Consider the following 23,203-nt stretch of genomic DNA (forward strand, 5'->3'; position numbering starts at 1 on the left):
ACGACCACCTCGAGGCCGTGGTACTTCATCGACTCGACGATCTTGTGCACGATGTCCGAGCCGCGCAGGCCGGACGTCATCACCAGCGTCTTCTTGAAGCCCAGCTTGAGGGCCTCCGGACCGATCAGCTCGTGCGCTCCCGGGCCCAGCAGCGCCCTCGGGAACGGGTGGAACTCCTTGATCGGAAACTGCGGAAGCATCTCTTCGACCTGCATGGCAGCCCTTTCTGGTGCAGGGGGGTGGTCGAAGGCGACGCTAGGGGCGTTGTGGGCCGACGCACAGAAAGACCGTCACGGCGACGGGGAGGACACCCTCCGATCGGGCAGGTCGGCACGGGCACGAGGGAGGGTTCGGCTCACGCGCGGCTCACGACCCAGCCCCGCGCCACCGCCCTGAAGCCGCGCCGCGCGTACCAGTCGCGGGGCCAGTCCGCGACGTCCGCCTGCAGGGTGACGAGGTCGCAGCCGGCCGCTCCGGCCTGCGCGAACGCCTCTGCCAGCAGGGCGTTCCCGTGGCCCCGGCGCTGGTGGCCGGGCGCGGTGTCCACGGCGTCGACGACGGCGGTGGCGCCGTCGACCTTGAGCAGGCAGGCCGCGACGACCTCCCCCTCCTCGCGGACGGCCAGGCAGCGCAGGTCCACCACCTCGTCCTCGAGGAGGTGGCGGTCGGTGAGCTGCGCGACCGTGACGTCGTCGACGCCGCGCAGCTCGCGGCGCCACATCGCGTCCCAGAACGGGCGCGCGGTCTCGATGTCGATCCGCCCCGCGGCGCCGCTCGACGCCGGCCGTACCGCGGGCGGTGGGGCGGCCATGCCGATGAGCTCCTCGACCTCCCAGCCCAGCCCGGTCAGCGCGGACGCGACGGGGGCGAGGTGCTGCCCGGACAGCAGTGCGCGCCGGTGTGGCAGGCCGGCCCCGCCGAGCACCCGGTCGGCGTCGGCGACGAGCGCGGCCACATCGGTCGGGCCGTCGAGGAGCAGCTGGTTGTGCTGGTGGGAGCGTGACACCGGTGCGGTGAGCACCGCCACCCCGCCCCTCACCGGCTCCTCGGTGGTCGCGACGCGGCGGAGCAGCGAGAACTCCGACGTGCGCGCGGCGTCGTCGAGGGGCGGGATCGCCGGGGCGTCGAACCCGCCGTCCGTGCGCGGGCGGTAGGGCGGCACGGCGACGACGGCGCTCGTCGGCACCGGGCCGTAGGCGTGCGGGAACCGCATGTCGGCCGGGTCGGTGGGCAGGCCCGGCTCCCACTTCACGGGGACGCCGATCCGGTCGGGGTCGAGCACGAGCAGCAGCAGGTCGGTGCGCCCGGCGAACAGCCGTCCGGCGGGCAGGGCCACCTGCGCGGGCGTCGAGAGGTGCACGAACTCGGCGACGGACGGGACGATCGCCCCCGCCGCCAGATGGGCCCGCCACTCGGCGGGGGTGGCCAGATGCAGCAGCGGTTCGGTCACGCGGCCAGTCTCGCGCCCCTCCGATCGGACAGGCACGCCCTGTCGATCGGTGAGCGGCTCTTGTCTTTGGCACCCGGTGCCAATTAGCGTCGGGACGCCCGATACCCGCGACGTCAGGAGCTGCCGATGGCCCCCGCACAGGATGCCCAATCCGCCCCCGAAGAGCCTTTGGTCGAGGAGACCCTCGTGGAAGAGGTCTCGATCGACGGCATGTGCGGTGTCTACTAGCACCGTGGCGGATGCCGGCGCCGGGTCTGCCTCGGCAGGCCCGGCGTTCGACCCCGGGCTGCCCTACCGGTGCAGCCCGAGCGTGGCGCTGCGCCCCGAGCCCTTCGGCGCTCTCGTCTACCACTTCGGTACCCGCAAGCTGTCGTTCCTGAAGACACCCGAGCTCGTCGCCGTCGTCTCCGGTCTCGAGAACCACCCCGACGTCCACGCCGCCATCGAGGCGGCCGGCGTCGAGGAATCCCAGCGCCCCGCCTACCTGCGTGCTCTCGCCGGTCTGGCAGCCAACGGAACCATCGAGGAGCGTTCGTGAAGCTGGTCGATCACTTCCAGTACGGCCTGAACTCCCCGATCTGCCTGACCTGGGAGCTCACCTACGCCTGCAACCTGGCGTGCGTGCACTGCCTGTCGTCCTCCGGCAGGCGCGACCCCCGCGAGCTCACGACCGCCGAGGCCAAGGGCGTGATCGACGAGCTGCAGCGGATGCAGGTCTTCTACATCAACATCGGCGGCGGTGAGCCGACCGTGCGGCCGGACTTCTGGGAGCTGCTCGACTACTCGATCGACCACAACGTCGGCGTCAAGTTCTCCACGAACGGCATCAAGCTCGACAAGAAGCGTTCCGAGCAGCTCGCGCGCACCGACTACGTCGACGTGCAGATCTCGCTCGACGGCGCCACCGCCGAGGTCAACGACCACGTGCGCGGCCCCGGCTCGTACGACACCGCGATCCGCGCGCTGGAGAACCTCGCCGAGGCGGGCTTCGGGCAGCCGAAGATCTCCGTCGTCATGACGCGCCAGAACGTCGACCAGCTCGACGAGTTCAAGTCGATCGCCGACAAGTACAACGCCCAGCTGCGCATCACGCGCCTGCGCCCGTCCGGCCGCGGCGCCGACGTCTGGGACGAGCTGCACCCGCTCCCGTCGCAGCAGAAGCAGATGTACGACTGGCTCGTCGCCAAGGGCGACCAGGTGCTCACCGGCGACTCGTTCTTCCACCTCTCCGCGTTCGGCGAGGCGCTCCCCGGGCTGAACCTGTGCGGCGCGGGACGCGTGGTGTGCCTGATCGACCCGGTCGGCGACGTCTACGCCTGCCCGTTCGCGATCCACGAGAACTTCCTCGCCGGCAACGTCCGCTCGCCCGGCGGGTTCAAGGAGGTCTGGGAGAACTCGGACCTGTTCACCGAGCTGCGCCAGCCGCAGACCGGTGGCGCGTGCGCGTCGTGCATGCACTACGACTCGTGCCAGGGCGGCTGCATGGCGGCCAAGTTCTTCACCGGCCTCCCGCTCGACGGGCCCGACCCGGAGTGCGTGCGCGGGTTCGGCGAGCAGGCGCTCGCGGCCCGGGACGGGGTGGAGGTCCCGAAGTCGGACGTCGACCACTCCCGCTCGGCGCCGCGGAACTCCCGCACGCCCAAGGGCCCGGTCATGCTGCAGCTGGGCACCCGCCCGGACAAGGCCTGCGAGACCAGCCCGCTGGTGGACGGCGTGGCCGACACGCGCCTGAGCCCGGCGGCGGCGCGGGCCTGACGCACGCGCCCGGTCCCGAAACGCTGATCAAGGCCTCGATGTCGTCCGTGGAGATCCACAGGCGACACCGGGGCCTTGATCGCTGAGATGGGGACGCTCGGGGGGCCCGTCCTGGTGCGGACGCGGGTCGCCCCCAGCCGCGTGCTGTTCGGGCCGCATCCCACCAACCTCGCCCGGCGCCGGGAGATCTCCGACCGGCACGTCGCGTACTACGCGCGCCGGGCCACGGGTGGGTGCGGCGTGATCGTCACCGAGACGGCGTCGGTGCACCCGTCCGACCACCCTTACGAGCGGGCGCCGCTGGCGGCCGACTGCGTCGCGGGCTGGGCCGCGGTGCGGTGGGCGTGCCGCCCCGCTCTGGTGCTCGCCGGGCTCGGCCACGCCGGCGCGCAGGGCAGCTCGGCGTACCACCAGCAGGCGTTGTGGGCACCGTCGCGCACAGCCGACGTCGCCACCCGCGAGATGCCGATGGAGATGGAGCAGCCCGAGATCGACGCGCTCGTCGACGGGTTCGCCGCCGCGGCCGCGCTCGCGGTGGAGGCGGACCTCGACGGTGTCGAGATCGACGCCGGGCAGTACTCGCTGCTGCGGCAGTTCCTCTCCGGGCTCACCAACCACCGCGCCGACGGCTACGGGCGCGACCGTGCGCTGCTGCTGCGCGAAGTGCTCGGCGCGGTCCGGGCCGAACTCGGGGAGGACCGGATCCTCGGCCTGCGGATGTCCTGCGACGAGCTGGCGCCGTGGGCGGGGGTCACACCGTCCGACGCCGCGGCCACGGCGGCGACGCTGGACGTCGACCTCCTCGCGGTGGTGCGGGGCTCCGGGACGGCCACCCACGCCACCCGCCCCGACCTGCACACGGAGCCGGGCTTCAACCGGGACCTGTGCGCGTCCGTCCGCGCGGCGGTGGAGGGGTCGGAGGGCCGTCCCGATCCGGCTCGGATCCCGTCGACGGGCAGAGGCACGTCGGCCGGTGAGGGTGGGCCGTCCGTCGTGCTGCAGGGGAGCGTCGTCGATCCCGCGTTCGCACAGGCCGCCCTCGACGACGGCGTGTGCGACCTCGTGGAGATGACGCGCGCGCAGATCACCGACCCGGACCTCGTCGCACACGTCCGCGCGGGAGCCCCGGAGCGGATCCGTCCGTGCACCCTGTCGAACCGGCGCACCCACGTCCGCGACCCCCGCAACCCCATCGTCTCCGACGACGCCGAGCCCGACGCGGGGCACGAGACCGAGGTGCCGGTGGCCGAGCCGGTGCCCCCGCGGGACGTGCTCGTGGTCGGGGGCGGGCCGGCCGGCCTCGAGGCCGCGCGGGAGCTGGCGCTGGCGGGGCACCGGGTGCGGCTCGCCGAGCAGTCGCCCGTGCTGGGCGGTGCGTTGCGGCTGGCCGCGGCCGTCGCGGGCCGGTCCCGCATGGGCGTGCTCATCCCGTGGTGGGAGCGGGAGCTCGCGCGGCTGGGGGTGACGGTCGAGACGGGCGTCCGGGTGGAGCCGGCCGACCTCGACGCCGCCGCCCGCGACGGCGTCGCGGTGCTGCTCGCCACCGGCTCACGGTCGGCGCCGCGCCCCTGCCCGTCCGCGGTGCCGGTGCTGACCGCCGCCGAGCTCGCAGGTGGCGCGGCGCTGCCCGTGGGCCCGGTCGTCGTGCACGACCCCGTCGGCGACGGGACGGGTGTCGGCGTGGCCGAGCAGCTCGCGGCGCTCGGACGGGACACGACGCTCGTCACGCCCGACCAGGTCGCCGGCACCCAGCTGTCCCTCACCGGCGACCTGGCCCCCGCCAACGCCCGCCTGGACCGGGCCGGGGTGCGGCGCGCGCTGCTGTCCCAGCTGACGCGAGTCGTCCCCCCCACCGCCGGGAGCCGACCCGATCCGGCGCGCGGGTCGACCCGATCCGACGCGCGAGTCGACACGGATCGGCGGTCGGGTCCGTACGGGGTGGCGGTGCTGGAGCACGCCTGGACCGGGGAACAGCGGGAGATCCCGTGCGCGGTGGTGGTCGACTGCGGCCACCGCCTACCCGACGATGCTCTCTGGCGCGCCCGGCCCCACCTCGTGCGCGCCGGCGACTGCGTGGCTCCCCGGACCCTGCACGAGGCCGTGCTGGAGGGCCGGCGTGGCGCGGCCGCGATTGCGCGGGAGGTGTGATGCTGTTCGAACCGCTCCGCCTGGGGCCACTGACCCTGCGCAACCGCATCGTCTTCTCCGCCCACCTCACCAACGCGGCCGTCGACGGGATGCCCACCGAGCAGCACGCCGCGTACTACGCCGCGCGGGCCGCGGGCGGTGCCGGGCTGGTGATCACGGAGGAGCACTCCGTGCACCAGGCCGACCGGCCCTACGAGAAGCTGATCCGGGGCCACGACCCCGCGGTGATCCCGGGCTACCGGCGGATCACCGACGCCGTCCACGCGCACGGCGTGGCGGTGCTCGCGCAGCTCAACCACAACGGCGGGCAGGCGTCGGGGATGTACTCGCGGCAGCCGCTGTGGGCGCCCTCCCCACTGGCCGACCCGATGTTCCGCGAGGTGCCGAAGGAGATCACGGTCGCGGAGATCCGCGAGGTGGTGCAGGGGTACGCGATGACCGCGCAGCACTGCGTCGCGGGCGGGTTCGACGGCGTGGAGATCCAGTGCTCGCACGCGTCGCTGCTGCGGCAGTTCCTGTCCCCGCTGACCAACCGGCGCACCGACGCCTACGGACAGGACCGCTCCCGGGTCGTGCTCGAGGTGATCGAGGCCGTGCGCGCGGCGATCGGCCCGGACCGGGTGCTCGGCATCCGGCTCTGCGGCGACGAGGGCATCGCCGGGGGCATCCCGCTCGAGGAGGCCGTCGAGACCGCGCGCCGCGTCGAGGCGTACGTCGACCACGTCAACACCTCGATCGGCGTCGCCACCTCCACGCTGCACCTGATCGAGGCGTCGATGCACGTGCCGCGCGACTACGCGCTGTTCGTCCCGTCCGCGCTGCGGAAGGCCGTCGACGTTCCGGTGATCGGGGTCGGCCGGTTCGGCGCCCCCGAACAGGCGGAACGCGCGCTGGCCGACGGGGTGTGTGACCTCGTCGGCGTCGTCCGGGGGCAGGTCGCCGATCCCGACTTCGCCGCGAAGGCCCGCGCCGGCACGGCCGTGCGCACCTGCTCGGCCTGCAACCAGGAGTGCGTCGGACGCGTGGGTCTCAACCGGTGGCTCGGCTGCGCGCAGAACCCGCGGGCGGGCCGGGAGGCGCTGCCGCTCCCGGCGCCGACGGTCCCCGGGCGTCGGGTGCTCGTCGTCGGAGGCGGGCCGGCCGGGCTGCAGGCTGCGGCGACGGCGGCAGCCCGCGGCCACCGGGTGACGCTGTGCGAACGCGCGGGGGTCACCGGTGGTCAGGTGCGGCTCGCGGCCACCGCCCCCGGACGGGGCGAGCTCGCCGCGATGGTCGACGTCCCGCTCGCCGAGTGCCTCCGGCTCGGCGTCGACGTCCGCACCGGCGTGGACGTCGACGCAGCGGAGATCGAACGGCACGCGCCGGACGTCGTCGTGCTCGCGACGGGCGCCGTGCCCGCGCGCCCGGCGTGGGCGCAGGGCCTCGACCGCGTCGTCGACGTGCGCGACGTGCTCGACGGCACCGCGGACCCTGCCGGATCGGTGCTCGCGGTGGACGAGCTGGGCTTCCACCACGCGACGTCGACGGCGGAGCTGCTCGCCGCCCGTGGCTGCTCGGTGGAGATCATGACGCCGGGCATGGTCGTCGGGCAGGATCTGGGGATCACACTGGACATGGAGAACTTCCACCGCCGCGCCGCCGCAGCGGGGATCACGCTGAGCACCGACCGCGTCGTGGTCGGCGCGCGGCCCGGCGTCGTCCTTGACGTGCTGCACCACACCGTCGGCACGGTCGCGCAGGCCCGCTACGACTGGGTCGTCTGCGCCGTGCACCCGCGCCCCGACGACGCGCTGTGGCAGGCCCTGCGCAGCTCCGGGCGTCCGGTGCACCGGATCGGCGACTGTCTCGCGCCGCGTCGGGTCCACGCCGCGGTGATCGAGGGCGAGCGCGTGGCGGTTTCCCTGTGACCGGCCCCGTCCGTCTGGGGGAGCGCACCTGGACCGAGCTCAATGGCCCGGCGCCCCGCACCGTCGTCGTCCCCGTCGGCTCGCTGGAGCAGCACGGCCCCCACCTGCCGCTGGACACCGACGCCCGCATCGCCGCCGCCGTCGCCCGGCGGGCGGTGCAGGACGACCCGGTGGTGCTGCTCGCCCCACCCGTTGCCTACGGCGCGTCGGGGGAGCACCAGGGGTTTCCCGGCACGCTGTCGATCGGCCACGAGGCGCTGCGCCTGGTACTGGTCGAGCTCGGGCGTTCCGCGGGGGAGTGGGCGTCGCGGCTGCTGTTCGTCAACGGCCACGGCGGCAACCTGCCCACCGTCCCCGACGCGGTGGCGCAGCTGCGTCACGAGGGGCGGGACGCGGCGTGGTTCGGCTGCGCGGTCCCGAAGGGCGACGCCCACGCGGGTCGTACGGAGACGTCGATCCTGCTGGCACTCGACCCCGGCGTCGTGCGGCGCGATGACATCGAGGTGGGCAACATCGAGTCGCTGGTGACGCTGCTCCCGGTCCTGACGCGTGGGGGCGTGGCCGCGGCCAGCCCGAACGGCGTGCTCGGCGACCCCCGCGACGCCACGGCGGAGGAGGGCGAGGAGCTCCTGGCCCACATGGTGGCGCAGCTGCGTGACCGTCTGGCCCGGTGGGAGCCGGACGCCCGCGGCCGCCTCAGCTGAGGAAGCGATCCCCGCGAGTCGCGCTCCCGGTACGCCCCGCCCTCGCGAGCTCGCGGGTCAGCCGCGGTGGAGCAACAGGGGGACGAGCTGTTCCTCGGCCGACAGGGAGCCGTGCTGCCCCGGCATCCGGGAGATCAGCGGCTCGGCCTCCGAGCGGATGACGGCCGCCGTGCCGCGGGCGGCCGTCACCACGTCGCCGATCCGGTCGGCCACGTGCGGCCCGAGCGGCCCGAACCACCCCTCCGCGATCGCCTGCTCCCTCGGTACGACCCACGCGGCGTCGCCGAGGATCGAGCGCCACGCGGCGAGGACGTCGTCCGCGGCACCGGGGTGGGCGTAGACGTGGCGGGCCCGCGCGTCACCGCCCAGCGTCAGGACGCCGCGGCGCAGGCCGTCGTCGGTGTCGGCGTCCCAGATGCGGTCGACGGCCACCATGCCGTGGTCGCCCGTCACCGCGAGCACCGCGTCCGACGGGAGGGACTCGGCGATCGACGCGGCCAGCCGGTCCACCTGCCGCAGCTGCATCCGCCACGGCAGCGATCCCGGCCCGTGCATGTGGCCGAGCGTGTCGAGGTCGGCGTGGTAGCCGTAGCAGAGCCGCCTGCCCGGGCCGGTGACGGCGGCGATCACCTCGGCGGCCAGGTCGCCGATGGCGACGGCGCCCCGGAACCGCCCTCCACGCAGGGCGGCGAGGGTCAGCCCGGACCCGCGGTACGCCCGCGCCGACACGACGCCCACCTCGATGCCGGCGGCAGCGGCCCGTTCGAACATGGTCGGCACCGGCTGCACCTCCTCCGGAGGGAACCGTTCGCGCAGGTCGACGGACTCATCCGGACCGTGGACGGTCCAGCGCAGCGCGTCGATCACGACGTCGGAGGAGACGCGGAAGGAGATGCCGATGATGCCGTGCACGCCCGGCGGCGTGCCGGTGCCGAGCGACGCCAGGCTGATGGCGGTGCTCGACGGGAACCCGACGGTGAGCGGCCCCGCGTCGCGGAGCGACGACAGGAACGGGGCATCGGCGGCGTGGCTGCGCAGCAGGTCGGAGCCCAGGCCGTCGACGAGGAGCAGTGCCGCGGCGCGCGCCGGCTCGATCACCAGGTCCGACGGGCGCTGCGGTTCGCCCAGCGCCGTCAGCAGGGCGGGGAGCACCTCCGCGAGCGAGCGGTGGCCGTATGCGGGGAGGACCGGGCTCGTCACGCGCGCAGCCTCGCAGGTGCCGCGCCGGCGCCCTGCGTGGGGCGGTGGCGTGCGGGACGCGGCGATCACCGGGCGTACTCGGGTCCGGTCCCGGGTGCGGTGTGCAGCGATCTTGATGGCCGGCTCCCGCGGCCTAAGCTCCGGGCATGGCCACCGTCGACCCCCGCGCGCGCCCGGCCGCCCCACCCGACCGCTCCACGGCAGTGACCACGGGCGGAGGGCGGTTCTCGGAGCACCGCGGGCAACCCCCTGCCCGAGATCGGTGCGGGGGTGGCGGATGAGCGAGGGGCCCCGCGACACCGCGCTCCCCCTGGGCATGCGCGTCGCGCTCGAGCGCCGGGCCCGCGTCCTCGACGGCGGCGCCGTGCTGCTCGGCGGCGCCCCGCCCCGGATGCTGCGTCTCTCGCGCGCGGCCAGCGCCCTCATCGCCGACGGCGGCGCGTTCACCGTCGCCGACCGCACGTCGGCCGCGCTGGCCCGCACCCTGCTCGACGCCGGCATCGCCCACCCCGTCGACGTGCCGGTGGACGCGGTACCGACCGTGGCCGACGGCCCGGGGTCCGACCTGACCCCGGATCGCGTCGCCCACCCCGTCGGGAACGCGCCGACCAGCGCCGACGTCACCGTCGTCGTCCCGGTCAAGGATCGGGCCGCCGGCCTGCAGCGGCTGCTGGCCGCCCTCCCCGACGGGCTCGGCGGGCTGCTCGTGGTGGACGACGGCTCCGCCGACCCGGCCGGGATCCGGGCGGTCGCCGAGCGCGCGAGCGGGCGCGTGCTGCGCCATCCGGCCTCGCGGGGGCCCGCGGCCGCGCGCAACACCGGCCTCGCCGCGGCGATCACCCCGCTCGTGGCGTTCCTCGACTCCGACGTCGTGCCCGAACCCGGCTGGCTCGCGCCGCTGCTCGCACGGCTGGCCGACCCGGCCGTCGGGCTGGTGGCTCCGCGGATCATCGCCCTCGACCCGGGGACGAGCTGGCTGCAGGCCTACGAGGCCGTCCGGTCGTCACTCGACCTCGGACCCGATCCGGCCCTGATCGTCCCCCGCTCCCGCGTCGCCTACGTGCCGAGCGCCGCGCTGCTCGTCCGGCGGGTGGCCGTGGGGGAGGGGTTCGACGAGGCCATGCACGTCGCCGAGGACGTCGACCTCGTGCTGCGCCTGCACGCGGCGGGCTGGCGGCTGCGGTACGAGCCGGTGTCGCGCGTGGCCCACGACCACCGGACGACGGCGAAGGCGTGGTGGCTGCGCAAGGCCTACTACGGCACGGGCGCGGCCCCGCTCGCGATGCGCCACGAGGGCGCCGTGCCGCCGATGGTGCTCAGCCCGTGGTCGGCTGCGGTGGGCGTGCTGGTGCTCCTCGGACGTCCGCTGTCGGCGGTGGCGGTCAGTGCGGCGGCGGCCGAGCGCCTCTCCCGCAGGCTCGGACGCGTGGAGCACCCGCGGGCCACGGCCACCCGGCTGATCGGCTTGGGCGCGGTCGGGGCCGTTGCCCAGACGGCCGACGCCGTCACCCGCCACTACTGGCCCGTGGCGGCGCTGGCCTGCCTCGTGTCGCGACGGGCCCGGCGCACCGTGGCGGCGGTGGCACTCGCCGAGGGCGTGGTGGACTTCGCCCGCCACCGGGGCCGCGATCCCCGGGTGCGCCCGCGCCTGCCCGGGTATGTGCTGGCGCGCCGACTCGACGACCTCGCCTACGGGGCGGGGTTGTGGTGGGGCGCGTGGCGCCACCGCACGCTCGCACCGCTGCTACCAGGCCGCACGGGGGCGTCCGCGCCGTCTCCGAGGCCCGTGGCCACCTCTCCCGATGCCCTGGTGCAGTCCGTCAGGATTAGTCCGAACGGCTGATAAAGCGGCTGTCAGTCCTCCGTTTCTACGGAACAGAAGCTAGTTGAGATCCGCTTTCGCGGAGGCGACACCCGTTTGTCGGTAGGCGCCCCGACTGTCGCCTGCCGGATGCCCCGCGCGCTGGTTGCAGCGGTCGATGATCAGCGGTGTGATGTGCTCGCCGCCACAACGGCGTGAGCGGTACCGGAGCGCGGCGTGTCCCGCGCCCCGGTGGTCCCCCCGGGAAGTCCTGCGTGACCCGACATCGAGGTTGCGGTTGAGGAGAAGACTCATATGACACAGGTCCGGGTCACCGTCGACGGCGTGAGCTACGCCGACGACGTCGAGCCCCGCACGTTGTTGGTCCACTACCTGAGGGAGCAGTTGGGCAAGACCGGCACCCTCGTCGGCTGCGACACCAGCAACTGCGGCGCATGCACCGTCCATCTGAACGGGCAGAGCGTGAAGTCCTGCTCGGTGCTGGCCGTCCAGGCCGACGGCGCCGAGGTCACCACCATCGAGGGCATCGCCCGCGACGGGAAGCTGCACCCCGTGCAGGAGGCGTTCAACGAGTTCCACGCCCTCCAGTGCGGCTACTGCACCCCCGGCATGATCATGCAGTCCATCGACCTGCTCGGTGACAACCCCGACCCCGACGAGCACGAGGTCCGCGAGGGCATCGAGGGCAACCTCTGCCGTTGCACGGGTTACCAGAACATCGTGCGCGCGGTGCAGGGCGCGGCCCAGAAGATGAAGCCCGGCGCCACCTCGGACACCCCGGCCACGGCGTCCGTCGCCGGAGGAGGCAACTAGATGACTGCGACCGCCGATCCCACCACTCTCGAAATCGGCAAGGCGCGCACCCGCAAGGAGGACGCGCGCCTCATCACCGGACGCTCCCGCTACACCGACTCGATCACACCGCACGGCACGCTGCACATGCATGTCGTCCGCTCGCCGCTGGCGCACGCGACGATCACCGGGGTCGACAAGTCCGCCGCCGAGGCCTCCCCCGGCGTCGTGGGCGTCTACACCGCCGCGGACCTGGGCGTGGAGGCCGTCGGCCTGCCCTGCGCATGGCCGATCACGCCGGACATGAAGTCCCCGCAGCGTCCGCTGCTCGCCAACACCACCGTGCACTTCGCCGGTGAGGGCGTGGCCGTGGTCCTGGCCCGCACGGCCGCCGAGGCTCGCGACGCCGGCGACCTCGTCGAGATCGACTACGACCCGCTCGAGCCGGTCCTGGACATGGAGGAGGCCCTCGCGCAGGGCGCCACCCTGGTCCACCCGGACCTGGGCACGAACGAGAACGCCACCTGGGTGTTCGACTCCGGCGCCGCGGGCACCGGCAGCAGCATCGACGAGGCCATCGCGGCCGCCGAGGCCGACCCCGACTCGATCGTGGTCAAGCGCCGCTTCATCCAGCAGCGCCTGATCCCGGCGTTCATGGAGCCGCGCTCCTGCGTGGTCGACCCGTCGGGCGAGCAGATCACGGTGTACGCGGCCACCCAGGTGCCGCACATCCTGCGCACCATGACCACGGTGACGCTGGGCGTCCCGGAGTCCAAGCTGCGCGTCATCGCCCCGGACGTGGGCGGCGGCTTCGGCGGCAAGATCGGCGTCCTGCCCGAGGAGATGCTCTGCGTCGCCATCGCGCAGAAGTTCGGCAAGCCGGTCAAGTGGACCGAGACCCGTTCGGAGTCCCTGCTCGCCGCCCACCACGGCCGCGACCAGATCCAGGACATCACGATCACGGCGAAGAAGGACGGCACGGTCACCGGCCTCGACGTCCACCTGCTCGCCGACATGGGCGCCTACCTCGGCCTCGTCGGCCCGGGCGTGCCGATCCTCGGCGCGTTCATGTTCAACTCGATCTACAAGTTCCCGGCGCTGAAGTTCACCTGCACCAACGTCTTCACCACGAAGACGCTCACCGACGCCTACCGCGGTGCCGGGCGCCCGGAGGCCACGTTCGCCATCGAGCGGATCATGGACGAGCTCGCCGTCGAGCTCGGCCGCGACCCGATGGAGCTGCGCCAGCAGAACTGGATCAAGCACGAGGAGTTCCCGTTCACCACCGTCGTGGGCCTCACCTACGACTCGGGGAACTACGAGCAGGCCACGCAGCAGGCGATGGAGACGTTCGACTACGCCGGCCTGCGCCGTGAGCAGGAGGAGCGCCGCGCGTCCGGCGACAAGGTCCAGCTCGGCATCGGCATCTCGACCTTCACCGAGATGTGCGGCCTCGCGCCGTCCCGCGTGCTCGGTTCGCTGGCCTACGGCGCCGGTGGCTGGGAGGCCGCCAGCATCCGCATGCTGGCCACCGGCAAGGTCGAGGTCATCACCGGCGCATCGGGGCACGGCCAGGGCCACGAGACGGCGTTCAGCCAGATCGTCGCCGACCAGCTGGGCGTGCCGTTCGAGGACGTCGAGGTCTTGCACGGCGACACCCAGATCTCGCCCAAGGGCCTCGACACCTACGGCTCGCGCTCGCTGGTCGTCGGTGGCATCGCCATCGTCAAGGCCGCGGAGAAGGTCATCGCCAAGGCCAAGAAGCTGGCAGCGCACCTGCTCGAGGCGTCCGAGGACGACATCGAGTTCTCGGCCGGCAACTTCACGGTCAAGGGCACCGACAAGGGCAAGGCCATCCAGGAGCTGGCGTTCGCCGCGTTCATGGCGCACGACTACCCCGAGGACATGGAGCCCAGCCTCGACGCCGACGCGGTCTTCGACCCCGAGAACTTCTCGTTCCCGCACGGCACGCACCTCGCCGCGATCGAGATCGACACCGAGACCGGTCACGTCGACCTGCGCAAGTACGTCTGCGTGGACGACATCGGCAACGTGGTCAACCCGCTGATCGTCGAGGGTCAGGTGCACGGCGGTCTCGCCCAGGGCATCGCGCAGGCCCTGTTCGAGGAGGCCAACTACGACGAGCAGGGCACGCTGGTCAACGGCACGTTCGTCGACTACACCCTCCCGTCGGCCGCCGACCTGCCGAGCTTCGACACGGCCACGGTCAGCACGCCGGCCACGTCGAACCCGCTGGGCGTCAAGGGCGTCGGGGAGGCGGGCACCATCGCCTCGACGCCGGCCATCGTCAACGGCGTGATCGACGCGCTGCGCCACCTCGGCGTGACCAACGTCGAGATGCCCTGCACCTCGCAGCGGGTGTGGCGGGCCATCCAGGACGCCAAGGGCGCCGCCACCCAGGAGACCCCGATCGACACCCACTCGCCGGGTGCCGGCCTGGGCTCGATCGACCCGAACAACCCCCAGGGAGAGGTCCTGTGATCCCGTCCAAGTTCGACTACGTCAAGCCGGCGTCGGTCGCCGACGCCATCACGGCGCTGGTAGAGGGCGGGGACGACGCGAAGATCCTGGCCGGCGGCCAGAGCCTGCTCCCGGTGCTCCGGCTGCGCCTCGCGGCGCCGTCGGTGATCATCGACCTCGGCGGGATCGCGGAGCTCCGCGGCATCCGTGACGACGGCGACCGCATCGTGATCGGCGCCATGACGCCGTACCACGACATCATCCGCGACGACCTGGTCAAGGAGCACGTCGCGCTCCTCGGGCAGGCCGTGGCCACGGTGGCCGACAACCAGGTGCGCCACCGCGGCACGCTGGGCGGCTCGCTCGCCCACGCGGACCCGGCGGGCGACCTCGGGGCCCCGGCGCTCGCGCTGGAGGCCGAGATGGTCATCGCGGGGGCGTCGGGCAACCGGACCGTCACCGCGAAGGACTTCTTCGTGGACTACTTCACCACGGCCATCGGCGAGGGCGAGATCCTCACCGAGATCCGGTTCCCGAAGTACACGGGCTGGGGCAGCCACTACGAGAAGTTCAACCGCACCGCCCAGGCGTGGTCGATGTGCGCGGTGGCCGCGGCGATCAAGGTCGATGGCGGCACCATCTCGGAGGCCCGCGTCGGGCTGACGAACATGGGCACCACGCCGATCCGCGCCACCGGCGTGGAGCAGGCGCTCGTCGGGCAGTCCGCCACCGCCGACGCGGTGCGGGCCGCTGCCGAGCATGCGACCGAGGGCACGGCGGCTCCGAGTGACGCCGACGCCGCCGCGGACTACCGTGAGCACCTGGCCAAGGTGCTCACCGGCCGCGCGGTGCTGGCCGCTGCAGGCTGACGCTGTAGATCCACTGCTGACGTCCGCTCCGGGGCACCCCCGGGGCGGACGTCTGCATTTCCTTTGAGGAGACCCCAATGCAGTTGGAGAACAAGTTCACCATCGAGGCGCCGATCGAGAAGGCGTGGGAGGCGCTGAACACTCCGCAGACCATCGCCCCGTGCTTCCCGGGCGCCACCCTCACGGAGTACGAGGGCGACACGTTCGTCGGCACCGTGAAGGTCAAGCTGGGGCCGATCTCGCTGACGTACAAGGGCAAGGGCACCTACAAGGAGCGTGATGACGCCAACCACCGCGTCGTCATCGACGCGAGCGGGCGTGACTCGCGGGGCAACGGCACCGCCAACGCCACGGTCACCGGCACGATGAAGTCCGACGGCCCGGACAAGACCGCCGTCACGATGGTCACCGACATGACCATCACCGGCCGTCCGGCGCAGTTCGGCCGCGGCGTCATCTCCGACGTTGCCGACAAGATCATCGGTCAGTTCGCCGCGTGCGTGGCCGAGAAGCTGGCCCCCGAGCTGGAGGCCGCCGCTCCCGCCACCACCACCGCGGCTCCCGCGGCTGCGGCTGCGGGCAGCACGAACGGCGCCGCCACGGGCTCCACCGCCACCGCGACGGCCACCACCCCGGCCGGCACTCCGGCAGCCACCACGCCGAAGCCTGCAGCGGCCCCGTTCACGCCGATGAAGAGCAGCATCGACGCGATCGACCTGCTCGACACCGCGGGCTCGCCCGTGCTCAAGCGCCTCGCGCCGGTGGTCGGCGGCGGCGTGCTGCTGTTCCTGGTGATCTTCCTGATCCGGAAGCTCCGCTCGAGCTGACCCACCCCGACTGCAGCAGAGCCACCTTCATGTCATCTGGTTGCCTGAAGGTGGCTCTGCTGCAACGTGGGTGCGGGCCCGGTGGCGGCGGACAGCGTCCCGGCACGCGACCAGCGAGGGCACCGTCGTCCACGAGTCCTGTCACTGCGGGCTGGTGCGCATCCGGCTGACGTCGCGGCCGGACGAGGTGATCACGTCGGCGAGGTAGGCCAGTACCGGACCGGCGTCCGGCGCGGTGAGCGCGATGTGGCCGTCGGGGCGGACCAGCACCAGCGCGTCCCCGTCGATCCCGTACGCACGGCCGTCGGCCGGGTCCATCGTGCGGATCTGCAGCGGCCCGCTCCACCGTTGCGCGGTGGCGTGCAGAGCGTGTGGGGCGCACGCCCCGAAGCCGAGGAGGCTGAAGCGGCCGACGGCGTCGAGGGACAGGGCGTCCGGGACTCGCATCCCGGCCTGCGGTCCCGATCCCGCCAGCGAGCTCCACGGGTAGCCCACGCCGAGGCCGGTGGTGTCCTTCGTGACCACCACGTCCAGGCCGCCGCCGGGCCGGGCGACGGCGTCCAGCGCGTCCCGCAACCGCTCCGAGGAGATCTCGAGCGTCCACGCGGCGATCGGCAGCCGCTCCTCCTCGTACGTGTCGAGCAGCGCGGGACCGGCCTCCCCGGTGGCGACCGTCCCGAGCTTCCAGCCGAGGTTGAACGCGTCCTGGATGCCGGTGTCCATGCCCAGGCCGCCCGCGATGGGGTGCACGTGCGCGGCGTCGCCGGCCAGGAACACGCGCCCGAACCGGTAGCGGTCGACCATGCGGGCGTTGACGCGGTAGGTCGAGAGCAGCGCGGTCGCGGCGACGGCCAGACCGGGAACGCGGGCGTGCCGGTCGAGCAGGCGCTGGAAGCCCTCGCGCGTGGGCTCGACGACCCCGCCGTCGGCGTCGTGCTCCGGTCCCGCCTGGAACCACCACGACCGGGCCGTGCCGGGGATCGGGCACAGCATCACCCCGCCCTCGGCGTCGAACCACTGGTGCCAGACGCCGCGGTCGGGACCGTCCATCTCGACGTCCCCGCACACCATCACCTGCTCGGGATGGCTGGTGCCGTCGAACCGGGCGCCGACCAGCTTCCGGACGGCGCTGTGCCCGCCGTCGCATCCCACCAGCCACGAGGCGGTGATGCTGCGGCCGTCGGCCAGCCGTGCGGTGACGCCGTCGTCGTCCTGCGTGATGCCGACGACCTCCGTGTCCAGCTCGACGTGGGCGCCGAACCCGGCGAGCCGCTCCCGCAGGATCTCTTCCAGCCGGTACTGGGCGATCATGAGCCCGCGGGAGACGGAGGGGTCGCTGTCAACGACCCATGCGCCCTCCCAGTACTTGCGCATGACCGGTGGGCTCGCGCCTGCTGCCGTGGCCGCGGCGAGGACGTCGAGGTCGGCCAGCACCTCGAGGCTGCGCGCGTTGGGGCCCTTGGCGCGCGAACTGCGCGGGAAGTCCGGCGACTTCTCGACGATCCGCAGGTCGACGCCGCGACGGGCGAGGTCGCAGGCGAGCACCAGCCCGGTGGGGCCGGAGCCGACGATCAGCACGGTGGTGTCCATGGGGCCCAACTCAACACAACCCGGCAATAAATACAACTGAGTAACGTTTGATAGGGTCTTGCGGTGAGTCTGCGGGAGCGGAAGAAGGAGCGGACGCGCCAGGCGATCGCCGACGCCGCGATCGCGATGTTCCTGCGCGACGGCTTCGACGACGTCTCCACGGCCGATGTCGCCGCGGCGGTGGAGATCTCCAAGCCGACGCTGTTCCGGTACTTCCCCACCAAGGAGGACCTGGTGGTGCACCGGTTCGACGACCACATCGGTGAGGCCGCGCGAGTGGTGCGCGGTCGCGCCGAGGGGGAGACACCGCTGGCCGCCCTGCACCGCACCTTCCGGGCGGGCCTGGAGCGGCGCGACCCCGTCACCGGGCTCTGCGACCACCCGCAGGTGCTCGCGTTCCACCGCCTGGTGTTCGAGACACCGAGTCTCGCCTCGCGGGTGACCGACCTCGGTGCCGCCGACGTCGACGCCCTCACCGCGGCGCTGCGCGAGGCCGTGCCGTCCGACGTCGGCCTCCGGCCCCGGCTGCTGGCCACGCAGGTCGTCGCCGTGCAGCAGGCACTCGCGCGCACGAACGCGGCGGCCCTCGTCGCGGGCACCACCGCTGACGAGCTGTACCCGCGCACCGTCACCGACGTCGACGACGCGTTCGCGCTGCTCGGAGGGGGTGCGGCTGGACTGGGCTACTGACGACCGGAAACCCGCAGCGTGATGTTCAGGCGTCCGCAGGCCAGCCCGGCGTCGGGAACGTCCGAGCCGGGGAGCAGCTTCGGCACGCCGTGGTAGGCGAGCCGTGATGCGTCGCCGAAGACCAGCAGGTCGCCCGAGTGCAGTTCGACGTCGGTCCACGGCCGGCCGCGGTTCTCGGTGTTGCCCAACCGGAACAGACACGCCGCCCCGATGCTGAACGAGACCACGGGATCGGGCGCCTCCTCGTCACTGTCGCGGTGCAGGCCCATGCGGGCGTCACCGTCGTAGTGGTTGATCAGCGCGACGTCGGGGCGGTAGTCGCGGGGCTCACCGTAGGCGTCGGCCAGCGCCTCCCGGCCCAGGTCACCCAGCCACTCCGGGAACGGCGTCACCGGGGAGCCGCCCTGGTCGTCTCTCGTGCGGGAGTAGCGGTAGGGGTACCAGTGCCAGCCCAGGCAGACGGCGCGCACGGTCATCCGGCCGCCGTTGGGCAGCGTCGCGGCCCGGATGCCCGGCCCCTCGCTCGCCCACTTCCGGCAGGCCACGACGAGCCGGCGCTGCTGCTCGAGGTCCAGCCAGTCCGGCACGTGCACGGCGCCGGGCGCGAGCACGCGTCGTTCACGGGGGAAGAGCATCAGCGGGCGTTGTGGAAGATGATGCCCAGCACGTGCCGGCTGCCGCTGTGCACGGCGCTCACGCCGTGACGCATCTGCACGCGGTGGTAGCCGCGCGAGCCGAGCTTCGGGCGGTGGCGCACCGGGAAGATCACCGCCTCGCCCTGCCGCGGCCGCAGCACCACCGGCCGCGACTGCTGGCGCGGCCGCTGCTCCACGAACACGCTCTCGCCGCCGGTGAAGTCCTCGTCGGGGCGCGAGAGCATGACGAGGAACTGCAGCGGGAACGTCAGGTCGCCGTAGACGTCCTGGTGCAGGCAGTTGTAGCCGCCGGGGCCGTAGCGCAGCACGAGCGGGGTGGGCCGGTGCTGCCCGAGGTCGGCGCACGCGCCGAGCAGGCCGTCGAGGTCGGTGGGGAACGCCGGCTCGTCGAGGACCCGCGCCCAGCGGTTCGCGATGGCCGCGATCGGCGGGTAGAGCCGCTCGCGCAGCTCCTGCACCAGGGGCGGCAGCGGATCCGCGAAGTAGCGGTAGCTGCCCTCGCCGAACGCGTGCCGGGCCATCACGACGGTGCTGCGGAAGCAAGCGTCCTCGTCGAACATCGCGGTCACCTCCGCGCACTGGTCGGGGGCGAGCAGCGGCGGGGTGGTCGCGACGCCGTCAGTGCCCAGGCGCTCCTCCAGGTCGGTCCAGTCGAGCCCGGCGAGGGCCGGGACGGTGTCGAGGTCGGTGCGCATGGGTCCACTCTCGTCGCCGTCCCGGCCCTGTGCTGGCGGGAATCGGACCTTCGGATCGGCCATGACCGCGGCGGCCGCGGTGGCCTGTGCGGAGATCAGGACCGGCGGCTGACCGGGCAGGATGGGTGGATGCGCAGTGGACCCCACAACGCCCTGACCGACGTGCCCGGCCTGCGGGTCGGCCACGCGGCCCTCGACCGGCCCGGAGCAATGAGCGGCACCACTGTGGTGCTGGCCCCGCTCGGCGGCGCGGTCGGCGGTGTGGACGTGCGGGGCTCCGCGCCCGGTACGCGCGAGACCGACCTGCTCGACCCCGGCGCCTTCGTCCCACGGCTGCACGCGATCGTCCTGACGGGTGGCAGCGCGTACGGCCTGGCCGCCGCGGGCGGGGTCGTCGCGCGGCTGGAGGCGGCGGGCGTCGGGTTCGACGTGCCGGGCGGGGTGGTGCCGATCGTCCCGGGCGCCGTGTTGTTCGACCTCGGTCGCGGAGGCGACTTCTCGGCGCGTCCGGACGCCGACGTGGGCGCCGAGGCCTACGACGCGGCCACCGACGGGCCGGTCGCGCAGGGCTGCGTCGGGGCCGGGACGGGGGCCGTGGTGGGCGGCCTCAAGGGCGGGGTCGGCACGGCGAGTGTCGTGCTGGACGGCGGGGCCGTGGTGGCGGCCCTCGTGGTCGCGAACGCCGTGGGGTCGGCGCTGGACCCGGCGACGGGCGTACCGCTCGGCGTCCGGATGGGGCTGGACGGGGAGTTCCCGGAGATCACCATCGGTGACGACACGCGTGCCGCACTGCGGGCCGCGCCCCGTCTGCCGACCCCGGGAACGGCCACCACGCTGGCCGTCGTCGCCACCGACATCACGCTGGACAAGTCCGGGTGCCGACGGCTGGCCACGATGGGTCATGACGGGCTCGCCCGCACCGTCTCGCCGGTACACACCATCATGGACGGGGACGTGATCTTCGGGCTGTCCACCGCGGCCCGTCCCGCGCCGGAGCCCCCGGGCCTCTTCGCGCTGCAGGCCGCGGCCGCCGACGTCGTCTCCCGGGCCATGGCGCACGCTGTGCTCGCTGCCGAGACCGCGGGGACCTGGCGGAGCTACCGGGAGATCGCCGGTCTGCGCTGAGCCCGTCGCAGTGCTGTAAGTGCTGTACTCGTGGCATGGCCAAAGAGATCTTCGTCGCGTTCGGGATCGATGTCGACGCCGTGGGGGGCTGGTTGGGCTCCTATGGTGGCGAGGACTCGCCGGGGGACATCTCCCGTGGCGTCTTCGCGGGTGAGGTGGGCGTCCCGCGTCTGAATCGGTTGCTCGCCCGCTACGAGCTGCCCGCCACCTGGTTCTGGCCCGGGCACTCGATCGAGACCTTCCCGGCGGAGTTCGACGAGGTCGTCGCCGGGGGCCACGAGATCGGCCTGCACGGCTACAGCCACGAGAACCCGATCGCGATGACGCGCGAGCAGGAGTCGGACATCCTCGATCACTGCACGTCGCTGATCACCGAGCGGGCCGGACGACGTCCCACCGGGTACGTCGCGCCGTGGTGGGAGTTCTCCCGCGTCACCAACGAGCTGCTGCTGGAGCGCGGCATCACCTACGACCACTCGCTGATGCACCGCGACTTCGAGCCCTACTACGTGCGCGTCGGCGACTCCTGGACGCCGATCGATTACGACAAGCCCGCCCGGGAGTGGATGAGGCCGCTGGTCAGGGGCGAGGAGACGGACCTCGTCGAGATCCCGGCCAGCTGGTATCTCGACGACCTGCCGCCGATGATGTTCATCAAGACCAGTCCCAACAGCCACGGCTTCGTGAACCCGCGCCACATCGAGGAGATGTGGCGCGACCAGTTCGACTGGGTGTACCGGGAGAGCGACTACGCCGTGTTCACGTTCACGATCCACCCCGACGTGTCCGGCCGCCCGCAGGTGCTGCTCATGCTGGAGCGGCTCATCGAGCACATCAACGGCCACGAGGGCGTGCGCTGGGCGACGTTCGACCAGATCGCGCAGGACTTCCTCAAGCGCCGCCCCCGTACCTGATGTGCGGGGCGTGCGGCGGGCCGCCGCCGGATCCGGACGGGAGGCTGGTCGCCGGGCCGCGGCGCCGGGCCGTGTTGGCCAGGGCGGTGGATGCGGCGTGCCCGGCGTTGACGGTGCGGGCCGTTCCCGGGGGCTGGACCGTGGCCACCCGCACGGGTCGCACCACCGTGTGCCGCACGCTCGGCGCGCTGGTCGACGCGGTGGCAGCGGAGGTTGCGGCACCCGTCGGCGGGGGCGGGCCGGACCAGGAGATGCCGGAGGCGGTGCGAGCCGTCCGGAGCATGATCGCCGTCCGGGCGACCTCACGCGCGGTCGCACCTGCGTGAGGGCGCTCCGGCCGCGATCACGGGTCGTCGGGGGAGCTCAGCCGCCGGCGAAGGGGGGCAGGACGTCCAGCGTGGCGTCGGTGCCCAGCACCGTGCCGTGGTCGCGGACGGCCACCTCGTCGAGAAGGTAGCTGCAGCGCTCCAGGACCCGGGCGAGGTCCGGGCCGTGCTGCTCGGCGACAGCGGCCAGCAGGGCGGCGACCGTGGCGTCGGCCGGGAGCTGGATCTTCTCCGCCTCGACGCCCGCGGCCGCGCGGGCGGCGGCGAAGTAGCGCACGGTGACGGTCGTGGTGGTCATGGTGGACAAGTGTCCTCAGCCTCCGATGGCACTCATCGGGCGGTCCGGCTGCAGGAAGCCGGGGTCGTCGATGCCGTGGCCGGCGAGCTTGCCCCACATGGCGTCGCGCCAGGTGTCGGCGATCTCCGCGTCCGTGGAACCGCCGCGGAGCAAGGCGCGCAGGTCGGTCTCGGTGCGGGCGAACAGGCACGAGCGGACCTGGCCGTCGGCGGTGAGGCGGGTGCGGTCGCAGGCGCCGCAGAACGGGCGGGTGACCGAGGCGATGACCCCGACCACGGCCGGCCCGCCGTCGACGAGCCACTTCTCGGCCGGGGCACCGCCGCGCTCGGTCGGGTCGGGCGTGAGCGTGAACGCCGTGCGCAGCGACTCCATGATCTCGCCTGCGGTGACCATCTCGTTGCGCGCCCAGCCGTGCTGCGCGTCGAGCGGCATCTGCTCGATGAACCGCAGCTCGTAGCCGTTCTCGACGGCGAAGCGCAGCAGCGGCACGGCCTCGTCGTCGTTGAGGCCGCGCAGCAGCACCGTGTTGATCTTGACGGGACCGAGGCCTGCGGCTCGGGCGGCGGCGAGGCCCTCCAGCACGTCGGAGAGGCGGTCGCGGCGCGTGATGGTGGCGAACCGCTCCTGCTGCAGCGTGTCCATCGAGACGTTGAGCCGGTTGACCCCGGCCGCGGCGAGGGACTCCGCACGGCGGGCGAGGCCGACGCCGTTGGTGGTGAGCGAGATGTCGGGGCGCGGCTCCAGCGCCGCCGACGCCGCGATGATGCCGTCGAGGCCCTTGCGCAGCATCGGCTCGCCGCCGGTGAACCGCAGCTCCTCGATGCCGAGGTCGCGCACCGCGATGCCGATCAGCCGGACGAGCTCGTCGTCGGTGAGCTGCTCGTCGCGCGGCATCCAGTCCAGGCCCTCGGCGGGCATGCAGTAGGAGCAGCGCAGGTTGCAGCGGTCGGTGAG

21 protein-coding genes and 1 pseudogene are annotated in these 23,203 nt (G+C 73.3%); 14 read left to right on the top strand and 8 right to left on the bottom strand.

Annotated elements, in window-relative coordinates:
- Both JWR81_RS05960 and JWR81_RS05965 read right to left on the bottom strand, forming a co-directional pair.
- Window positions 1-215: pseudogene (locus JWR81_RS05960) on the bottom strand (NDMA-dependent methanol dehydrogenase); the annotation flags it as partial.
- 140 nt (window positions 216-355) lie between these two features.
- Entirely contained in the window at window positions 356-1,450 is a 1,095-nt protein-coding gene (locus JWR81_RS05965; RefSeq protein ID WP_297647763.1) for a GNAT family N-acetyltransferase, read from the bottom strand.
- 126 nt (window positions 1,451-1,576) lie between these two features.
- Here JWR81_RS05965 and mftA point away from each other — a divergent pair, with 126 nt between their 5' ends.
- The 6 genes from mftA (at window position 1,577) to mftE (ending at window position 7,964) form a co-directional block, all read left to right on the top strand.
- Window positions 1,577-1,678: a mycofactocin precursor MftA gene (gene mftA / locus JWR81_RS05970; RefSeq protein ID WP_297647766.1), complete on the top strand. Its 102-nt coding sequence runs from the start codon at window positions 1,577-1,579 to the stop codon at window positions 1,676-1,678.
- 4 nt (window positions 1,679-1,682) lie between these two features.
- Window positions 1,683-1,988, top strand: a complete 306-nt coding sequence (mftB, locus tag JWR81_RS05975) for a mycofactocin biosynthesis chaperone MftB (protein ID WP_297647769.1) — start codon at window positions 1,683-1,685, stop codon at window positions 1,986-1,988.
- Window positions 1,985-3,205, top strand: coding sequence for a mycofactocin radical SAM maturase (gene mftC / locus JWR81_RS05980; protein WP_297647772.1), 1,221 nt, complete (start codon window positions 1,985-1,987; stop codon window positions 3,203-3,205). Before mftB ends, mftC begins: the two co-directional genes overlap by 4 nt.
- Window positions 3,206-3,280: 75 nt before the next feature.
- Window positions 3,281-5,353, top strand: coding sequence for a mycofactocin system FadH/OYE family oxidoreductase 1 (locus JWR81_RS05985; RefSeq protein WP_297647775.1), 2,073 nt, complete (start codon window positions 3,281-3,283; stop codon window positions 5,351-5,353).
- Complete coding sequence (locus JWR81_RS05990) at window positions 5,353-7,260, top strand: mycofactocin system FadH/OYE family oxidoreductase 2 (protein WP_297647778.1); 1,908 nt, start codon at window positions 5,353-5,355, stop codon at window positions 7,258-7,260. The genes JWR81_RS05985 and JWR81_RS05990 overlap by 1 nt, the downstream gene beginning before the upstream one ends.
- Window positions 7,257-7,964 carry a mycofactocin biosynthesis peptidyl-dipeptidase MftE gene (gene mftE, locus JWR81_RS05995; protein WP_297647781.1) on the top strand — a complete coding sequence of 236 codons (708 nt, stop codon included), beginning with the start codon at window positions 7,257-7,259 and terminating at the stop codon, window positions 7,962-7,964. Before JWR81_RS05990 ends, mftE begins: the two co-directional genes overlap by 4 nt.
- Window positions 7,965-8,021: 57 nt before the next feature.
- Here mftE and JWR81_RS06000 read toward each other — a convergent pair whose 3' ends face one another.
- Window positions 8,022-9,164: an alkaline phosphatase family protein gene (locus tag JWR81_RS06000; RefSeq protein WP_297647784.1), complete on the bottom strand. Its 1,143-nt coding sequence runs from the start codon at window positions 9,162-9,164 to the stop codon at window positions 8,022-8,024.
- 277 nt (window positions 9,165-9,441) lie between these two features.
- Between JWR81_RS06000 and mftF the strand changes: the two genes are divergently transcribed.
- The 5 genes from mftF to JWR81_RS06025 all read left to right on the top strand — a co-directional run bounded on the left by mftF (window position 9,442) and on the right by JWR81_RS06025 (window position 15,955).
- Window positions 9,442-11,007, top strand: a complete 1,566-nt coding sequence (gene mftF / locus JWR81_RS06005; protein ID WP_297647788.1) for a mycofactocin biosynthesis glycosyltransferase MftF — start codon at window positions 9,442-9,444, stop codon at window positions 11,005-11,007.
- 273 nt (window positions 11,008-11,280) lie between these two features.
- A complete protein-coding gene (locus JWR81_RS06010; protein WP_297647791.1) occupies window positions 11,281-11,799 on the top strand; it encodes a (2Fe-2S)-binding protein in 519 nt (172 codons plus the stop codon).
- Window positions 11,800-14,280 carry a xanthine dehydrogenase family protein molybdopterin-binding subunit gene (locus JWR81_RS06015; protein ID WP_297647794.1) on the top strand — a complete coding sequence of 827 codons (2,481 nt, stop codon included), beginning with the start codon at window positions 11,800-11,802 and terminating at the stop codon, window positions 14,278-14,280. It abuts the gene before it with no gap.
- Window positions 14,277-15,128, top strand: coding sequence for a xanthine dehydrogenase family protein subunit M (locus tag JWR81_RS06020; protein ID WP_297647797.1), 852 nt, complete (start codon window positions 14,277-14,279; stop codon window positions 15,126-15,128). Before JWR81_RS06015 ends, JWR81_RS06020 begins: the two co-directional genes overlap by 4 nt.
- A 77-nt stretch (window positions 15,129-15,205) precedes the next feature.
- Window positions 15,206-15,955, top strand: coding sequence for an SRPBCC family protein (locus JWR81_RS06025; protein WP_297647800.1), 750 nt, complete (start codon window positions 15,206-15,208; stop codon window positions 15,953-15,955).
- A 141-nt stretch (window positions 15,956-16,096) separates the two neighbouring features.
- On the opposite strand, the gene JWR81_RS06030 is transcribed toward JWR81_RS06025, so the two are convergent.
- Window positions 16,097-17,545, bottom strand: a complete 1,449-nt coding sequence (locus JWR81_RS06030; RefSeq protein ID WP_297647803.1) for an FAD-dependent monooxygenase — start codon at window positions 17,543-17,545, stop codon at window positions 16,097-16,099.
- A 63-nt stretch (window positions 17,546-17,608) separates the two neighbouring features.
- Here JWR81_RS06030 and JWR81_RS06035 point away from each other — a divergent pair, with 63 nt between their 5' ends.
- Entirely contained in the window at window positions 17,609-18,235 is a 627-nt protein-coding gene (locus JWR81_RS06035) for a TetR/AcrR family transcriptional regulator (protein ID WP_297647806.1), read from the top strand.
- On the opposite strand, the gene JWR81_RS06040 is transcribed toward JWR81_RS06035, so the two are convergent.
- Together JWR81_RS06040 and JWR81_RS06045 are read right to left on the bottom strand one after the other, a co-directional pair.
- A complete protein-coding gene (locus tag JWR81_RS06040) occupies window positions 18,229-18,870 on the bottom strand; it encodes an alpha-ketoglutarate-dependent dioxygenase AlkB (RefSeq protein ID WP_297647809.1) in 642 nt (213 codons plus the stop codon). The genes JWR81_RS06035 and JWR81_RS06040 overlap by 7 nt on opposite strands.
- The gene (locus JWR81_RS06045) at window positions 18,870-19,586 is read right to left on the bottom strand and encodes a 2OG-Fe(II) oxygenase (RefSeq protein WP_297647811.1); all 717 of its coding nucleotides are present in this window, start codon (window positions 19,584-19,586) and stop codon (window positions 18,870-18,872) included. Before JWR81_RS06045 ends, JWR81_RS06040 begins: the two co-directional genes overlap by 1 nt.
- Window positions 19,587-19,715: 129 nt before the next feature.
- Between JWR81_RS06045 and JWR81_RS06050 the strand changes: the two genes are divergently transcribed.
- Both JWR81_RS06050 and JWR81_RS06055 read left to right on the top strand, forming a co-directional pair.
- A complete protein-coding gene (locus tag JWR81_RS06050; RefSeq protein WP_297647814.1) occupies window positions 19,716-20,711 on the top strand; it encodes a P1 family peptidase in 996 nt (331 codons plus the stop codon).
- Window positions 20,712-20,746: 35 nt separating this feature from the next.
- Window positions 20,747-21,625, top strand: a complete 879-nt coding sequence (locus JWR81_RS06055) for a polysaccharide deacetylase (protein ID WP_297647816.1) — start codon at window positions 20,747-20,749, stop codon at window positions 21,623-21,625.
- Window positions 21,626-21,988: 363 nt separating this feature from the next.
- Here JWR81_RS06055 and JWR81_RS06060 read toward each other — a convergent pair whose 3' ends face one another.
- Together JWR81_RS06060 and moaA are read right to left on the bottom strand one after the other, a co-directional pair.
- Entirely contained in the window at window positions 21,989-22,249 is a 261-nt protein-coding gene (locus tag JWR81_RS06060; protein ID WP_297647818.1) for a MoaD/ThiS family protein, read from the bottom strand.
- A gap of 15 nt (window positions 22,250-22,264) precedes the next feature.
- On the bottom strand, window positions 22,265-23,203 hold a 939-nt coding region (gene moaA / locus JWR81_RS06065; protein WP_297647820.1), incomplete at its 5' end, for a GTP 3',8-cyclase MoaA.

Source organism: Pseudonocardia sp. (assembly GCF_025965585.1).
Lineage (GTDB): Bacteria > Actinomycetota > Actinomycetes > Mycobacteriales > Pseudonocardiaceae > Pseudonocardia.

Coding starts and splice junctions, on each gene's coding strand:
- JWR81_RS06010 (WP_297647791.1), top strand. CDS start 11,281: ATGACACAGGTCCGGGTCACCGTCGACGGCGTGAGCTACGCCGACGAC.
- JWR81_RS06060 (WP_297647818.1), bottom strand. CDS start 22,249: ATGACCACCACGACCGTCACCGTGCGCTACTTCGCCGCCGCCCGCGCG.
- JWR81_RS06025 (WP_297647800.1), top strand. CDS start 15,206: ATGCAGTTGGAGAACAAGTTCACCATCGAGGCGCCGATCGAGAAGGCG.
- JWR81_RS06030 (WP_297647803.1), bottom strand. CDS start 17,545: ATGGACACCACCGTGCTGATCGTCGGCTCCGGCCCCACCGGGCTGGTG.
- JWR81_RS06045 (WP_297647811.1), bottom strand. CDS start 19,586: ATGCGCACCGACCTCGACACCGTCCCGGCCCTCGCCGGGCTCGACTGG.
- JWR81_RS06015 (WP_297647794.1), top strand. CDS start 11,800: ATGACTGCGACCGCCGATCCCACCACTCTCGAAATCGGCAAGGCGCGC.
- JWR81_RS06050 (WP_297647814.1), top strand. CDS start 19,716: ATGCGCAGTGGACCCCACAACGCCCTGACCGACGTGCCCGGCCTGCGG.
- JWR81_RS05990 (WP_297647778.1), top strand. CDS start 5,353: ATGCTGTTCGAACCGCTCCGCCTGGGGCCACTGACCCTGCGCAACCGC.
- mftA (WP_297647766.1), top strand. CDS start 1,577: ATGGCCCCCGCACAGGATGCCCAATCCGCCCCCGAAGAGCCTTTGGTC.
- JWR81_RS06055 (WP_297647816.1), top strand. CDS start 20,747: ATGGCCAAAGAGATCTTCGTCGCGTTCGGGATCGATGTCGACGCCGTG.
- mftF (WP_297647788.1), top strand. CDS start 9,442: ATGAGCGAGGGGCCCCGCGACACCGCGCTCCCCCTGGGCATGCGCGTC.
- JWR81_RS06040 (WP_297647809.1), bottom strand. CDS start 18,870: ATGCTCTTCCCCCGTGAACGACGCGTGCTCGCGCCCGGCGCCGTGCAC.